At 67.5% G+C, this 14969-nt stretch carries 13 protein-coding genes; 5 read left to right on the top strand and 8 right to left on the bottom strand.

What is annotated here, in order from left to right:
• Positions 1 to 529: 529 nt before the first annotated feature.
• The 3 genes from argA to CK498_RS14110 all read right to left on the bottom strand — a co-directional run bounded on the left by argA (position 530) and on the right by CK498_RS14110 (position 3972).
• Positions 530 to 1843, bottom strand: coding sequence for an amino-acid N-acetyltransferase (gene argA, locus CK498_RS14120; RefSeq protein ID WP_095621511.1), 1314 nt, complete (start codon positions 1841 to 1843; stop codon positions 530 to 532).
• 145 nt (positions 1844 to 1988) lie between these two features.
• The gene (locus CK498_RS14115; RefSeq protein WP_095621510.1) at positions 1989 to 3257 is read right to left on the bottom strand and encodes an inorganic phosphate transporter; all 1269 of its coding nucleotides are present in this window, start codon (positions 3255 to 3257) and stop codon (positions 1989 to 1991) included.
• 34 nt (positions 3258 to 3291) lie between these two features.
• Positions 3292 to 3972: a TIGR00153 family protein gene (locus CK498_RS14110; protein WP_095621509.1), complete on the bottom strand. Its 681-nt coding sequence runs from the start codon at positions 3970 to 3972 to the stop codon at positions 3292 to 3294.
• A 112-nt stretch (positions 3973 to 4084) separates the two neighbouring features.
• Between CK498_RS14110 and CK498_RS14105 the strand changes: the two genes are divergently transcribed.
• Positions 4085 to 4945, top strand: a complete 861-nt coding sequence (locus CK498_RS14105) for a CYTH domain-containing protein (protein ID WP_095621508.1) — start codon at positions 4085 to 4087, stop codon at positions 4943 to 4945.
• A gap of 17 nt (positions 4946 to 4962) precedes the next feature.
• Positions 4963 to 5859, top strand: coding sequence for an ion transporter (locus CK498_RS14100; RefSeq protein ID WP_095621507.1), 897 nt, complete (start codon positions 4963 to 4965; stop codon positions 5857 to 5859).
• A gap of 54 nt (positions 5860 to 5913) precedes the next feature.
• Here CK498_RS14100 and CK498_RS14095 read toward each other — a convergent pair whose 3' ends face one another.
• The 3 genes from CK498_RS14095 to CK498_RS14085 form a co-directional block, all read right to left on the bottom strand.
• Positions 5914 to 6711 (bottom strand): 5'-nucleotidase, lipoprotein e(P4) family, encoded by a 798-nt coding sequence (locus CK498_RS14095; protein ID WP_095621506.1) that lies wholly within the window; start codon positions 6709 to 6711, stop codon positions 5914 to 5916.
• A gap of 236 nt (positions 6712 to 6947) precedes the next feature.
• Positions 6948 to 7571: an L-threonylcarbamoyladenylate synthase gene (locus CK498_RS14090; protein WP_095621505.1), complete on the bottom strand. Its 624-nt coding sequence runs from the start codon at positions 7569 to 7571 to the stop codon at positions 6948 to 6950.
• Between the two features lie 57 nt (positions 7572 to 7628).
• Entirely contained in the window at positions 7629 to 8522 is an 894-nt protein-coding gene (locus tag CK498_RS14085; protein WP_095621504.1) for a PHP domain-containing protein, read from the bottom strand.
• A 94-nt stretch (positions 8523 to 8616) separates the two neighbouring features.
• On the opposite strand from CK498_RS14085, the gene CK498_RS14080 reads away from it, so the two are divergent.
• Complete coding sequence (locus tag CK498_RS14080) at positions 8617 to 8916, top strand: YciI family protein (protein WP_089658819.1); 300 nt, start codon at positions 8617 to 8619, stop codon at positions 8914 to 8916.
• Between the two features lie 167 nt (positions 8917 to 9083).
• Positions 9084 to 11111 carry a bifunctional tRNA (5-methylaminomethyl-2-thiouridine)(34)-methyltransferase MnmD/FAD-dependent 5-carboxymethylaminomethyl-2-thiouridine(34) oxidoreductase MnmC gene (mnmC, locus tag CK498_RS14075; protein WP_095621503.1) on the top strand — a complete coding sequence of 676 codons (2028 nt, stop codon included), beginning with the start codon at positions 9084 to 9086 and terminating at the stop codon, positions 11109 to 11111.
• On the opposite strand, the gene CK498_RS14070 is transcribed toward mnmC, so the two are convergent.
• Entirely contained in the window at positions 11098 to 11823 is a 726-nt protein-coding gene (locus tag CK498_RS14070) for a response regulator (protein WP_095621502.1), read from the bottom strand. The two genes, mnmC and CK498_RS14070, sit on opposite strands and share 14 nt — an antisense overlap.
• Positions 11820 to 13430, bottom strand: a complete 1611-nt coding sequence (locus tag CK498_RS14065; protein WP_229359074.1) for an ATP-binding protein — start codon at positions 13428 to 13430, stop codon at positions 11820 to 11822. Before CK498_RS14065 ends, CK498_RS14070 begins: the two co-directional genes overlap by 4 nt.
• Before the next feature lie 206 nt (positions 13431 to 13636).
• Here CK498_RS14065 and CK498_RS14060 point away from each other — a divergent pair, with 206 nt between their 5' ends.
• The gene (locus CK498_RS14060; RefSeq protein ID WP_095621501.1) at positions 13637 to 14941 is read left to right on the top strand and encodes a 2-hydroxycarboxylate transporter family protein; all 1305 of its coding nucleotides are present in this window, start codon (positions 13637 to 13639) and stop codon (positions 14939 to 14941) included.
• Positions 14942 to 14969: the final 28 nt, after the last annotated feature.

The following is a 14969-nucleotide window of genomic DNA, read 5'->3' as shown; positions in this document are numbered from 1 at the left end:
TTCATTCTTCATCATGCCGCTCATCGCGCCATGATCCTGAATTCGATCCCCCGCAGGGGATGAGGCATCCATGCCGGGGCATCCTTGCCCTTACGGTGCCATTCCTTGCCGTACTGGCGGCACCTCGTCTCATCGCAACCTTAGTCACACATCGCGTGGAGCAGACGCTGACCGGTCCAGTGAGCAAGTGGCACAGGGTGGTGATCCTTGCCCTGCTGGTCCGGCCCGGGAAGCGGATCGAGCCGTATTGATCCGTTTCCCTTGCTCGCCCTATACATTGCGACGAGCGTGCCAAAAATCGCGATGATCTTTTAAAATCAAATAGTTAAAAACAAGGAAAGAGTGCCAGTTCGAGATGGGGTGCGAAAAATCGTCAGATCGAGGCAAATTACCGGCATTTATGTCGCCATACGGCAACATTAATATGCGACAAATAAGATATTATTTTAAAATCAATGCCTTGCAAGGTTGCCATCTGGCGACACCCCAAGCCGACCTGCCGCATTTTTGCGACAGGCCGGCCCCGCGGCTAGACCAGCGGCTTAAGCAGGATCTTGGACTTGCGCGCGTGATTGTAGGCATCGCGCTTGAGGTTCGGCAGCTCGCTGAGCTCGGCCAGGCGGAAGCCGTGCTCGAAGAACCAGTGGGTGGTGTGGGTGGTCAGCGCGAACAGCGAGGTCAGCCCCTGGCGCCTGGCGCGGCGCTCGGTCTCGGCCAGCAGCAGCCCGCCCCGGGCGCCGCGCCGATAGTCGTCATGCACCGCCACACAGGCCAGCTCGGCCATCTGCGCCTCGGGGAAGGCGTGCAGCGCCGCACAGCCGATGATCATGCCGTCGCGCTCGATCACCAGGTAGTCGTCGATCTCGTGCTCGAGGCGCTCGCGGGAGCGGGCCACCAGCATGCCGCGCCGCTCGAGGGGCTCGAGCAGCTCGAGCAGGCCGGCGATATCGCCGAGCTGTGCGGCACGCAGCTGCTCGTAGCGGTGCTGGGTAATCATGGTGCCGACGCCGTCGCGAGTGAACAGCTCGCCGAGCAGGGCGTCGTGGTCGTGCCACGACAGCAGATGGGTACGTGCCACGCCGAAGCGCGCCGCACCGCAGGCCGCGGCGAGATGGCGATCGAGCTCGCTGCCCGGCGGCGAGCGGCGACGCAGCGGCTCGGCTTCGGCGGGGGTCAGCTGGCGCTGCAGGGCACCGCTCTCGTCGTGCAGGCCGTCGGCTTCGCCGAGCAGGATCAGCTTGTCGGCCTTGAGCGCCACCGCCGCCTGCTGGGCAACCTCAGAAGCATCCAGGTCGAAGACCTCGCCGGTGCTCGAGAAGCCCAGCGGCGGCAGCAGCACCAGCGCGCCCTGCTCGAGCAGCGCCTGGACCGCCGCGGCACGCACCCGGCGCACCTCGCCACTGTGGTCGTAGTCGACACCCTCGCGCACGCCCAGCGGTTTGGCCATCACCAGGTTGCCGGAGACCGCGGTCAGCTCGACGCCGTGCAGCGGCGTGTTGGGCAGCCCCAGCGACAGGCGCGCCTCCAGCCACAGCCGCTGCTCGGCGGCGACCCGCTCGACGCAGGCCATGATGTCGGCGTCGGCGATCCAGCGGCCGTCGTGACGGGTGGGGGTGACCCCCGCGGCCTCGAGCGCGGCGTTGACCTGGGGCCGAATGCCGAACACCACCACCAGCCGCACGCCCAGGGTGTGCAGCAGCGCCAGGTCCTGGATCAGCTGTTCGCCTCGCCCCTGCGCCATGGCCTCGCCCTCGATCAGGATGACGAAGGTTCGCCCGCGGTGCGCATTGATATACGGCGAGGAGTTACGGAACCAGTCGACGAAGGGAAAGCGAGTATTCAAGGGCCGCGCTCCGGCAGCAGGAGAATGGAAAGGGGCGAGGCTCGATGATAGCAGAGCAACCAAAAGCGCGGCACTACCGCCACGACAGGCGACGGCCCGCAGCGGGTGCGGGCCGTCGGTGGGTACTTGGCCTCGGCGCTACCGCCTAGCCGAAGATCCCCTTGAACATGAAGAAGAACATGATCGCCAGGCCGGCCCCGGCCGGCAGGGTGATCAGCCACGACATCACGATGGTGCCGATCACCCGCAGGTTGAGGGCTGCCATGCCGCGCGCCAGGCCAACGCCCAGGATCGCTCCGACCAGGGTATGGGTGGTGGAGATCGGCAGCCCGGTGCCCGAGGCCAGCACCACGGTGGTGGCTGCGGCCAGGGTCGCGGCGAAGCCGCGGCTGGGGGTCAGTTCGGTGATACCGGTACCCACGGTGGCGATCACCTTGTGGCCATAGGTGACCAGGCCGAAGACGATGCCGCCGCCGCCCAGGATCAGCACCCACCAGGGCACCAGGGCGGCGCTGTCGATGATGCCGTCGCTCTGCACCACGCTGATCACCGCGGCCAGCGGCCCGACCGCGTTGGCGACGTCATTGGAGCCGTGGGCGAAGGCCATGGCACAGGCGGTGAAGATCATCAGCACACCGAACACGCGCTCCACGCCGGCATAGCCGAAGTGGTCGTCGGCGGGCGGGCGCGAGGGGTTGGCGCTGCGCTCGAGCACGATCCCGAGCAGCATGATGAACAGACCGAACAGGATCGCCAGCAGCAGGCTCTGGCCGAAGCTGAGGTCGAGGCCAACATGGGTCAGGCCCTTGGTCAGGGTAACCATGGCGACCACGAAACCGACCAGGAAGACGTACACCGGCACGTAGCGCTTGGCCGCGGCGAACGGGTCCTTGGCCTCGAAGATCAGGTACTGCACGGTCTTGAACAGCATGAAGGCGATGCTGCCGGCCAGCAGCGGCGACACCACCCAGCTCGAAGCGATGGTACCGACCCGGCCCCAGGCCACCGCCTCTATGCCCAACCCCACCGCACCGAAGCCGACGATGGCACCGACGATGGAGTGGGTGGTGGAGACCGGCCAGCCCCGCGCCGAGGCGATCATCAGCCAGATCGCCGCGGCCAGCAGCGCCGAGAGCATGCCGTAGACCAGCAGCTCGGGATTGCCGTCGAGCAGGTCGGGATCGATCATCCCGCCACGGATGGTCGAGGTGACCTCGCCGCCGGCCAGCCAGGCGCCGAGGAACTCGAAGATCACGGCGATGATGATCGCCTGCTTGATGGTGATCGCCTTGGAGCCCACCGAGGTGCCCATGGCATTGGCGACATCGTTGGCACCCACGCCCCAGGCCATAAAGAAGCCGAAGGCACACGCCAGCAGGATGAAGATTTCGCCGTGTTGCGCAATGATCGACATAGGGTCGGGTCCTATGTAGGTGTCGGGTCAGGCCTCAGCGGGCGGTGAGGATCTGCAGGCGGCTGCCGACGCGCTCGGCGCGGTCGGAGAGTTCGCCGATCCAGTCGATGATCTTGTAGAGAAAAATCACGTCTACCGGCGGCAGCTCGCTCTCCAGCTCGAACAGCTGACGGCGAATCGCCACCTGCTGGTCGTCAGTCTGGTGCTCGAGCTCGTGCAGATCGCGGATCAGGTTCTGCATCACCTCGGTGACGTTGCGCCCGAAACCCGATTCGAGCAGCTCCTTGAGCTCCTCCAGTGCCTTGCGCGCCTGGGCCACCGAGGCCACCGAGGTGACCAGATAGTCACGCATCGGCTGGGCCAGCGGCTGCGGCATGGTCATGCAGCGCCCCAGCATGATGCCGGTGATGTCGCGAGCCTTGTTGGCGATCTTGTCCTGGACGCTGATCAGGTCGAGCAGGTCGGAACGCGACACCGGCAGGAACATGGTGTTGGGCAGGTTGAGGCGCAGCTCGGTCTTGAGTTCGTCGGCCTGATGCTCGAGGTCGGTGATCGCCTCACGATGGCGAGCGGCGGCGTCCCAGTCGCTGGCGAGCGCGGCGTCGTAGAACGGCAGCAACTGGTCGGCACACTCATTGACCTTGACGATGTGCGCCAGCAACGGCTGGAATGGCGAGCGACCGAACATCGCCGAGAACGGATTGGTGGTTACCATAGAGCGGTTTGCGCAGTTGGGAATGGCGGCGACAGTATAGAGACTGCCACCCTCAGCGTCATGAAAATTTCATCTTACTGTCATCTCATCCGCGCCAAGGGGACCTTAGCTCATGAGCCAGGAAATCGAACTCAAGCTCGCCGTGGAGCACGGCGACCTCGCTGCCCTGCCCGCCCACCCGCTGCTGGCCAGCGGGGCCGAAGGCCCGCGCCGCTTGAGCAATACCTACTTCGACACCCCCGACGGCGCCCTCGAGAAGGCCCGGGTGGCGCTGCGCATTCGCCAGGTTGGCGGGCGCTATCTGCAGACGCTCAAGACCAGCGGTGCCGGCAGCGGCGGGCTCTCCCAGCGCGGCGAGTGGGAGTGGCAAATCGACGGCCCGGCGCTGGACCTGCCCGGGCTCGCCGCCCTGACGCCCATGCGCGATGTGGATCACGCCACCCTCGATGCCCTGGCACCGCGCTTTCGCACCGACTTCCAGCGCCTCACCTGGCAGCTCGAGCACCACGGCAACCGCATCGAGCTGGCCGTGGACCAGGGCGAGATCGTCGCCGGCGGACGGCATGCCGAGATCTGCGAGCTGGAACTCGAGCTCAAGTCCGGCCATGTCGAGGCGCTGTGGCAGCTGGCCGAGCAGCTCGCCCAGCAGGTCGCCCTGCGCCCGGCCCAGACCAGCAAGGCCGCGCGGGGCGCGTCGCTGGGCACCAGCCAGTGGACGCTGCCTGAAGACGACACCACGCCGCGGGCCTGCCTCGACCGCGCCATGGCCGCCCTCGACGCCTTTCGCGATAGCCGCCAGCCGGCGTTTCTCGAGACCGCCCACGCGGCGCTGGCCGGGGTTGCCGCCAGCGCCGATGATCGCGACACTCAGAGCCTGGCCCGGCGCACCGCCGAGGGCCTCGATGCAAACGGCCGCCTCGATCTCGCCGGCGGCCAGGCAGCGCTGGCCCTGGCGCAGCGGCTCGTCGACTGACGGATCGGGAGGATCCCATGCACCCCACCCTCAAGCCCGCCGGCGAAGGCCTGCGCACCCGGCTGTTTCAGGTCATCTTCGAGTCGGACACGCCGCTGGCCAAGGGCTTCGATATCGCGCTGATCGTTGCCATCCTGACCAGCGTGCTGATCGTCATGCTCGACAGCGTCGAGCACCTCAACGCCGCCCATGGAGAGCTGTTCTACTGGATGGAGTGGGGCTTTACCCTGGCCTTTACCGTGGAACTGCTGCTGCGCATCTACTGCCTGGAGCGCCCCCACCACTACCTCAAGAGCTTCTACGGCGTGGTCGACCTGCTGGCGATCCTGCCCACCTGGCTGCTGCTGGTGGTACCGGGCACCCAGTCGCTGGTGATGATCCGCCTGCTGCGCGCGCTGCGCATCTTCCGCGTGCTGCGGCTGATGCAGTTCGTCGGCGAGGGGCGGCTGCTGGTCGAGTCGCTCAAGAACAGCTGGCACCAGATCATGCTGTTCCTGTTCGCGGTGCTGATGATGGTGACGCTGTTCTCGGCGCTGATGTACACCATCGAGTCGCGCGAGGCAGGCTTTACCAGCATCCCGATGTCGATCTACTGGGGCATCGTCACCCTGACCACGGTGGGCTACGGCGATATCGTGCCGGTAACGCCGCTCGGCCAGGCGATCTCGACCATGGTCATGCTGCTCGGCTACTCGATCATCGCGGTGCCCACCGGGGTGTTCTCCGCCGAGGTGATTCGCTCGATTCGCGCCGACCGCTACTCCGACGAGGCCTGCCCGGGCTGCGGCCACGACCGCCACGAGAAGCGCGCCCGCTACTGCCTGCGCTGCGGCACCTGGCTCGACGAGGAGACCCCCGATCCCAACGCCGAGCAGAACCACGACGACGACGCCCCCTCCACCGATCCGGCGTGAGGGGGCGCTAGGCACTTCATTGGCCCTGCCGGCTAGCCCGGCAGGTCATCGGATTCACTGTGTCTCGAAGGGCGCATCCCACTCTTCGAGTTCAGCCTCTTCCCAGGTGCCGTAGGTCGCATTGGGGAATACGATCCAGTCGACACCGAAACGCTCGGCATGCGCTTCGACCCGCTCATGCTGCTCGTCGAGGGGTACGTCGCTGACGAACTCCTCGGAAAAGTCATGCAGGGTATCGCCCAGCTGCATCACCAGGGTGTAGTTCTCGTCGACGACGTCGCGACGCTCCTGCTTGGGGGGGCCAAGCAGCAGCAGCGTGTCATCAGATACCTGCGGCAATCCCAGTGCTTCGAGGGTGGCCAGGGAGTCTTGCTTGTTCTCCTCGTAGCGATCCGAGACGTAGTAGATCGCCACGCCCTGCTCATCGGCAAACTCGAGGAAGTCCATGGCACCAGGAATCAACCGCGGAGTGCCCTCTCGCTCCCAGTGCAACCAGGTATCCCAGACGGTGTAGTCGTGACATAGGTTCATGTCACGCACCAGGAGCTCGGTGTTGTCGATCACCGTTTCATCGAGATCGGTGATGATCGCCAGGTTGGCATCGTCACCGTGCTCGGCAATCTGCTGTTCGAGGCGCAGGGTCGCCAGTGTGAAGCCCTGACGCTGCAACGCGGCGATTTCGGCAGACTGTTGCTGATAACGCAGGCCCATCTTGTAGGCTTGCTGAGCGCATAGCGTCGGCTCACTGGCAGTTGACGGCTCCTCGGCATTCGCCGTCGACGCCAGTGACAGGCTCGCCAGCCCAACCATCAGGACACTGGGCATGGTGCGGAATCCAATATGCATCGCCATGAAAACTCTCCTTGAGTGATCGAAGTCGCCCGTCGAGATGATTACACCAAATTATGAATAACGGGCTTTTTCATTGTGTTTTATTTTCTTTGAACATTCAATATAGATCAAAAAGACACCAGATGGCCCCTCGAACTCCCGACTCGTAGCCCAAGTCAATGACGGGAGACACAGACCAAATAGCAGCGCCGCCCTGCATAGGGCGGCGCCGGGCATCGCTCGAGCGAAGGGTCGCGCTAGACCTGGAAGGGTGCCGGGTCGCCGCGCCCTTCGCGCACGATCACTGGCGGCAGGTCGCGCAGGTCGACCACCGTGGTCGGCTCCAGGTGGCAGGCGCCACCGTCGATGATCAGGTCAAGGTGGGCGCCGAAGCGCTCGCGAATCTCCTCGGCATCGGTCATCGGCAGCTCCTCGCCGACCGGGATCAGCGTCACGCTCATCAGCGGCTCACCCAGCGCGGCGAGCAGCGCATGGGTGATGCGGTGGTCCGGCACGCGTACGCCGATCGAGCGGCGCTTGGGGTGCAGCAACAACCGCGGCACCTCCGAGGTGGCATTGAGGATGAAGGTGTAAGGCCCCGGCGTATGCGTCTTGAGCAGGCGGAACACGGCGTTGTCGACCTTGGCGTAGGTGCCGATCTCGGACAGGTCCGAGCACACCAGGGTGAAGTTGTGCTTATCATCCAGCGAGCGCAGCCACTTGATCTTCTCGATCGCCTTCTTGTCACCGAGATGGCAGCCCAGGGCATAGCCGGAGTCGGTGGGATAGGCGACCACCCCACCCTGGCGAATGATCGTAAGGGCCTGGTCGATCAGGCGCTTCTGGGGGTTGTCGGGATGCAGCTGGAAGAACTGGGTCATGGCATGACTCCTTGTCGCGTTTGTTTCAGCGTAATCGGCCGGCGGGAGAAAGGCGATCTAGGCGGCGGCGAAGGCGGCCAGCGCCGGATGCATCCACACCGGCCTCACCGCGCTGCGCGGCGCAGGGCTCATGCTGCCCGGCGCCAGCGCGCCACCGGGAAAGTGAAAATCGCTGCCCAGCGAGGCGTAGAGCCCACGCTCGTCGAGTTGGCGGGCCAGGTCGCGGGTGGCGTCGGCATTCTGGTAGCCGCTGATCAGCTCGGCGGCCTCGCCGCCGGCGGCGGTGAAGTCATCGAGCAGCAGGCCACGCTTGCGCCGGGTAGTGCCATAGCGCAGCGGGTGGGCCAGCACGGCCACGCCGCCGGCATCGCGGATCCACTCCACCGCGGTGGAGATGAACGGCCAATGGGCCTTGACGTCGCCGGGCTTGCCGCTGCCCAGGTGCTTCTTGAAGGCGGTCTTGATGTCGGGCGTGATGCCGGCAGCGACCAGCGCCCGGGCGAAGTCGGGGCGGCCCAACGGGCGTGGGCCACCGGCCTGTTCGCGGGCGCGGGCCAGGGCGTCGTCGAGCCCCAGTTTCTCCAGGCGCCGGGCGATCTCCTCGGCGCGCGCCTCGCGGGCCTCGGCCTGGGCAACGAGCCCGGCCTCGAGGCTGCCGCGTACGCCCTGGGGCAGCAGCGCCACTACGTGGATGTTCATGCCACGCCACTGGGTCGAAAGCTCGGCGGCGGGCAGCACGCGCAGACCCAGCGCCTGAGCGGCTTGCTGCGCCTCGGCGACGCCGGCGACGGTGTCGTGGTCGGTCAGCGCCAGGCGCGTCAGGCCGCGGGCATGGCACAGCGCCATCAGCTCGGCAGGCGGCAGCGCACCGTCCGAGGCGGTGGAGTGCATATGCAGATCGATGCCGCCGACGCCTTCCAGGGCAGCCGGCAGTGGCGCAAGTGAGGTCATTGGCATGACGCCGACTGGCGTCTTTGTCAGAATAGGAGCCCCATGGTGCGCGCCGCGCGCCAGAGGGTCAATCACTACTCAAGGAAGCCCTGAGATGCTCTATGCGATCATCAGTGAAGACGTGAAGAACAGCCTCGAACGGCGCATGGCGGCTCGTCCCGACCATCTTGCCCGCCTCGAGAAGCTGCGCGACGAGGGCCGCCTGATCCTCGCCGGCCCGCACCCGGCAGTGGACAGCGACAATCCTGGCGATGCCGGTTTCAGCGGCAGCCTGGTGGTGGCCGAATTCGACGACCTGAGCGCCGCCCAATCCTGGGCCGACGCCGACCCCTTCGTGATCGCCGGGGTCTACGCCAAGGTCACGGTCAAGCCGTTCAAGAAAGTCCTTCCTTAACACCACGTTAGGCTGACAAGCCTTAGGTTTTCCACAGCCGGACTATACACACCGTCTGTGGAAAACCCTGTTAGTAGCCCGCGGACGCCTTTTGGCAGGCGCCATGAGATGCCGCCCGGCGAAGATTGCTCATTTTTTAACCACTCTCCACCGATCGGAGTCCGCCGGTGACCGACCGCCCTCGCGATAGCCTTGCTGCCCTGGAAACCGCCCGCCTCGACTGGCAGCGCGACGACGGTGACCTGGAGACGCCCCATTCGCTGGCCTTCGGCGATGTCTACTTCTCGCGCCAAGACGGCCGCGCCGAAACCGAGCACGTGTTCGTCGAGGGGAACGACCTGCCCCGGCGCTTTCGCGAATGGTGCGAGCCACGCCCCTTCGTGATCGGCGAGACCGGGTTTGGCACCGGGCTCAATGTACTCTGCGCCTGGGCCTGTTTTACCCGCTATGCCTCCCCTGACGCGCGTCTGCATCTGGTCTCCACCGAGAAGTACCCGCTGGCCCGCGCCGACCTCGCCCGCGCGCTGGCTGCCTGGCCCGAGCTGGCCGAGGCAGCCGCCAGGCTGGTCGACCAGTGGCCCGAGCCGGTGGCCGGCGTGCACCGCCTGTGGCTCGATTCGCGGGTCACGCTGGACCTGCACTTCGGCGACAGCGCCGAGTGCCTGGCAGCCCTCGACGGCCGCGTTGACGCCTGGTTCCTGGACGGCTTCGCGCCGTCGAAGAATCCACAAATGTGGCAGCCGGCGCTATTCGAGGCGATGTCGCGCAGGAGCCGCGACGGCGCCACCTTCGCCACCTTTACCTGCGCCGGGGTAGTCAAGCGCGGGCTCAAGGCGGCCGGCTTCGCCTGGCGCAAGGTGCCGGGGTTCGGCCGCAAGCGCGAGATGCTGGCCGGCGAGCTCGCCACGCCCAGCGCCGACGAGACGCGCCGTGCAACGCCCTGGTTTACCCCGCCCCCGCCGCGCCCGGCACGCCACGTCGCGGTGATCGGCGCCGGGTTGGCCGGTGCCAGCGTGGCCCATGCCCTGGCCCGCCGTGGGGTAAGGATTACCCTGCTCGACCGCGAGGCACCCGGCGCCGGCGCCTCGGGCAACGCCCAGGGGGCGCTGTATATCAAGCTGGCAGTGGCGCCCAACGCCCACAGTCGGGTCTACCTGGCCGGGCTGCTGCACAGCCGCCGCTGGCTCGAGGCGCTCGACCCCGAGGGCGCCCTGTGGCAGCCAAGCGGGGTGCTGCAGCTGGCCAACGATAGCCGCGAGGCCGAGCGCCAGGCGCGCTTCCTGGTCCAGTACGGGCTGCCTGAAACGGTGGTGGAGGGAGTGGGTGGCGACTCGCTGGCCAAGCGCAGCGGCCTGCCGCCCCAGGCGTTCAGCGCCGCGCGCGCCCTCGACTACCCAGGCGCCGGCTGGGTGCGGCCCCAGGCCCTCTGCCAACGGCTCGCCACCAGCCCCGGGGTGACCTTTCAGCGTGGCGAAGTGGCACGCTTGGCGCCAACGGCACACGGCTGGTGCCTGACGCTGGCCGACGGCGCCAACCTCGACGCCGACCAGGTGGTGATCGCCACCGCCCAGTTGGCCAACCGCTTCGACCAGACCGCCGAGCTGCCGCTGCAGGCGATCCGCGGCCAGGTGAGCCAGGTCAGCCTGCCCGAGGGCGTGCCGGCGCCGACTCGGGTGATCTGCGCCGGGGGCTATGTGCCGCCGCCCCAGGAGGGCGTGCTGACCTTCGGCGCTACCTTCGCGCCCCACGACCAGGGCGACAAGCTACGCGAGGCGGACCACGCCGCCAACCTGGCCGAGCTCGAGCGCACCCTGCCCGGCTACCTCGAGGCGCTGCGCAAGGCCGGCGTCGACCTCGACCCGGCGCGCATGGACGGGCGCGCTGCGGTGCGCGCCGCGAGCCCCGACAAGCTCCCCTACGCCGGGCCGGTGCCCGACAGCGAGGCCTGGCGGCGCGACTACACCGCCCTGGCCAAGGATGCCAAGCGCATTCCCGCCACGCCGGGGGCGCATCATGGCGGGCTATGGATCAGCGCCGCCCACGGCTCGCGGGGACTGGCCAGCGCGCCGCTGTGTGCCGAGCTGATCGCATCGAGGATCTGCGACGAACCGCTACCGCTGCCCGCGGCGCTGGTCGACCAGCTCCATCCGGGGCGGCGGCTGATCCGCGACCTGATCCGTCTCACTCCCCGCTGAGTGAGCGCAGCGCCTGGGGATCGCGGCAGCGGTAGCTGAACGCCGGGCGCCCCACCTGGCCGTAGTGAAACGACTCCTCGAGCACCTCCCTCTCGGTCAGGTGCTTGAGGTATTTGCGCAGCGACACCCGCGACATGCCGGTCAGCGGGGCCAGCTCGTCGGTGGCGAAGGTGGCGTCGCCGAGGCGCAGAATCGCCTGAGCGACCTGTGCCAGGGTCGGCGCGGTCAGCCCCTTGGGCAGGCCATCCGGGCGGCGCGGCGCCGGCGCGGGCGTGGCCTGGAACAGGCGGTCGAGATCACGCTGCTCGACCTGCGGCGGGAGCTGCTGCAGCGAACGGCGATTGGCGACACAGGCGCTCACCGCGTCGCGGAAACGCTCGAATTCGAAGGGTTTTATCAGGAAGTCGCGCACGCCCAGCTGACGCGCGCTACGCACCGTCTCGAGCTCGGAGGCGGCGGTGATCAGGATCACGTCGACATCGCGCCCCTGGCGCTGCAGCTGGCGGACGATCTCCAGCCCGCTGCGCTCACGCAGGTAGACATCCAGCAGCAGCAGGTCCACCGGCTGTTGTTCCAGCACTTCCAGGGCAGTGGGCACGTCGAGACACTGCGCCGCCAGGGTGACGTCGTCCAACCGGTTGAGGTACTCGAGGTTGAGGCGCATGACCATCGGGTCGTCCTCGACGATCAGCACCCGGATAGGATCGCTCATGCCAATGGCTCCTGCAGCGCTAGGCTGGCTTCGGCCAGGGTGCCCTGGCCGGGGTGGCTATACAGCGACAACGAGCCGCCGTGGGCCTCGAGGCGTGCCTTGACCAGCGCCAGACCGAGCCCGCGCGCCTCGCCCTTGGTCGAGACCCCGCGGCCAATGACCCGTGCGAGCAGCGCCGGGGCGATGCCCGGCCCGTTATCCTGCACTTCGATGGTCAGTACCTCCTCGTCTACCGCCAGCAGCAGCGAGACCTCAGGCTGCTCGGCGTCGACCAGCGCCTCGAAGGCGTTCTCGAGCAGGTTGCCGATCACCGTGACCAGGCTGTGGCTCAGCGCCGGGTCGTGCAATACCGGGATCTCGCCGTCGACCTCGATGCCCAGGCGGATACCGCGCTCCTGGGCTTCGCTGCGCTTGCCGAGCAGGAAGCCGGCCAGCACCGGATCGCGCAGCCGCTCATCGGGCAGCGGCGCCACCAGCGGGCCGGAGGCGAGTTCACGCAGGTAGCGGCGCAGTGCCTCGAGATCGCCCAGCTGGGCCAGACCGGTAATCACGTGCAGGGTATTCTTGACCTCATGGGTCGAGGCGCGCAGCGCCTCGGCGTAGCGGCGTACGCCGGTCAGCTGCTCGGCCAGGCGGTCCACCTCGCCCTTGTCGCGCAGGGTGGCCACGGCGCCGATCAGCTGCTGGCGATGATAGATGGGTAGCCGATTGACGATCAACGCCTGGCCATTCAGGGTGACCTCGCGATCCAGCTCTGGCTGGCCGGTGGCCAGCACCTCCTGCAGCGCCCCGGGTGGCAGGTAGTCGGCCAGGGCGGTGCCCGGCGGCGGCGCGGCCAGCCCGGCTCGCTGCAGCAGCTGCGCCGCCGCCGCATTGGCCAGAGTGATGCGCCCCTGCGGGTCCACCGCCAGGATCCCCTCATGCACCGATGACAGCAGCGCCTGGCGCTCCTCGACCAGGCGTGCGATCTGATGCGGCTCGAGCCCCAGCAGGGTGCGCTTGAGGTAGCGCGCCAGGCCCCCCGCGGCCACGCCGGCCGCCATCACCAGCGCCAGCACCGCCAGCAGAATTCGCCGCCGGTGCTCTTCCAGAGTCGGCAGCAGCGCCGCCAGGGTAATACCCACGGCCACCGCGCCGACCACCTGCTGCTCGGCATCGCGCACCGGGGCGAAGCCACGAATGCTGGTTCCCAGCGTGCCCTCGGCGCGGGAGGCGTAGCGCTCGCCGGCCAGCGCCGGGCCTTCGTCGCCGCCCTGGAAGGGAGCGTCGATCCTGGCCGGTTCGGGGTGGGTCAGGCGCCGCGCCTGGCGGTCCATGACCACGATGAAGTCGACCCCCAGCGCGCGGCGCAGGCCGTCGATCTCCTCCTGGAGCGCCGCATCGGAGCGCCCGGGCTGCTGCAGCGCGTCGCGCACCTTGGCTTTGGCGGCCACCACCTCGGCCAGGTCCATGACCCGGGTGGCATGGGCCTGCTCCAGGGCGCTGCGCTGCTGGGCCATGAACAACCACAGCGCCAAGCCCAGGGTCACCGCAACCATCGCCACCGCGAGCAGCGATATCCACAGGTTGAGCGGCAGCCGGCGCAGCGACGGGGATGGATTCGACACGGGGATCACGCTCTCCTGTTGCGGCCCCGTGAAGCGCGGGGGTTCGACCTTGGTGGCATTTTCAGCCGCGAGGGGCTGTGCCGTCGATCCCCCGCCCGCTTTCAATAGTGTCAAAACACTTTGTTAACTTTGCAAAACTTGGCTGACGGGGCAGCCGGCTTATGCTCGCTCACCACCTATCCGTTATCCCGCGCAGGAGGAGACGCATGAGCCACGCCAACGACGCGACGACCGAGTTCGTCAATCCCCGGCACAGCCTGCCGCGCATCGCCGGCATGCCATTGACGGCCTTCGGCTTGCTGACCGCCGTGCTGGTGACCGCGATCTATACCGACAACCTGCCCGCCGGGATGATTGGCGGCCTGCTGGTGATGATGGTGTTCGGCGAGCTGCTCGGCTTCGTCGGCGACCGCCTGCCCATCGTGCGCAGCTACCTCGGTGGCGGCGCCATCCTGGCGATCTTCGGCGCCGCCGCTTTGATGTACTTCCCGGTGCTGCCGGACGCCGTGGGCGAGAACATTACCACCTTCATGCAGGGTGGCGACTTCCTCAACTTCTATATTGCCGCACTGATCACCGGCAGCATCCTGGGCATGGATTCCGACTCGCTGGTCAAGATCGGCACGCGCTACTTCGTGCCGATCATCGGCGCCGTGCTGGGGGCCGCGCTTTTGGCGGGCCTGATCGGCACCCTGGTGGGCTTCACCATCGCCGATGCGGTGCTGGTGATTACCCTGCCGATCCTCGGCGGTGGCATGGGCGCCGGCGCGGTGCCGATGAGCCAGATCTACGAGCAGATGCTCGGCCAGCCGGCCAGCTACTACATCTCGCTGCTGGTCCCGGCGCTGGCGCTGGGCAACGTCTTCGCCATCGTCTTCGCCAGCCTGCTGGCCAAGCTCGGCGAGCGCTATCCGTCGCTCTCCGGCGATGGCCAGATCATGCCAGGGGTCAAGATCGAGGAGCGCCAGCAGTCACTGAGCCTGGCCAGCATGGGCACCGGTGTGATGGTCGCCCTGGGCTTTTACATCGGCGGCCAGGTGCTCGCCGACCTGATCCCGCTGCACCCTTATGCGCTGATGATCATCGTCGTGGCACTGTTCAAGATCCTCGGCCTGGTGCCCCAGTCGCTGGCCGATGCGGCCACCCAGTGGTATGGCTTCGTGGCGCGCAACTGGACCTTCGCACTGCTGTTCGGCATCGGCGTGGCCTATACCGACCTGGGCACCGTGATCGAGGCGCTGACCCCCGCCTACGTGATGATCGTCTTTGCCGTGGTCGCCGGCGCGGCCCTGGGCGCCGGCCTGCTGGGCAAGCTGGTCGGCTTCTACCCCATCGAGTCGGCGATTACCGCCGGGCTGTGCATGGCCAACATGGGCGGTACCGGTGACGTGGCGGTGCTCTCCGCGGCGCGGCGCATGCGCCTGATGCCCTTCGCCCAGATCTCGTCGCGGCTGGGTGGCGCGCTGATCCTGCTGATCTCGGGTCTGGGCCTGCCGCTGCTGTTCAACTAGGCGCTTAGCGCGGCAAGCCCCCCGCCTG

It is taken from the genome of Halomonas salipaludis, from assembly GCF_002286975.1.
Classification (GTDB): Bacteria; Pseudomonadota; Gammaproteobacteria; order Pseudomonadales; family Halomonadaceae; genus Franzmannia; species Franzmannia salipaludis.
This window is presented reverse-complemented; position numbering and strand designations above follow the sequence as displayed.

Bases quoted from the DNA above. Each gene is read 5' to 3' on its own strand.
- CK498_RS14100 (WP_095621507.1), top strand. From the start codon at position 4,963: ATGCACCCCACCCTCAAGCCCGCCGGCGAAGGCCTGCGCACCCGGCTG.
- CK498_RS14095 (WP_095621506.1), bottom strand. From the start codon at position 6,711: ATGGCGATGCATATTGGATTCCGCACCATGCCCAGTGTCCTGATGGTT.
- CK498_RS14060 (WP_095621501.1), top strand. From the start codon at position 13,637: ATGAGCCACGCCAACGACGCGACGACCGAGTTCGTCAATCCCCGGCAC.
- CK498_RS14090 (WP_095621505.1), bottom strand. From the start codon at position 7,571: ATGACCCAGTTCTTCCAGCTGCATCCCGACAACCCCCAGAAGCGCCTG.
- CK498_RS14110 (WP_095621509.1), bottom strand. From the start codon at position 3,972: ATGGTAACCACCAATCCGTTCTCGGCGATGTTCGGTCGCTCGCCATTC.
- CK498_RS14085 (WP_095621504.1), bottom strand. From the start codon at position 8,522: ATGACCTCACTTGCGCCACTGCCGGCTGCCCTGGAAGGCGTCGGCGGC.
- CK498_RS14115 (WP_095621510.1), bottom strand. From the start codon at position 3,257: ATGTCGATCATTGCGCAACACGGCGAAATCTTCATCCTGCTGGCGTGT.
- CK498_RS14080 (WP_089658819.1), top strand. From the start codon at position 8,617: ATGCTCTATGCGATCATCAGTGAAGACGTGAAGAACAGCCTCGAACGG.
- CK498_RS14070 (WP_095621502.1), bottom strand. From the start codon at position 11,823: ATGAGCGATCCTATCCGGGTGCTGATCGTCGAGGACGACCCGATGGTC.
- CK498_RS14105 (WP_095621508.1), top strand. From the start codon at position 4,085: ATGAGCCAGGAAATCGAACTCAAGCTCGCCGTGGAGCACGGCGACCTC.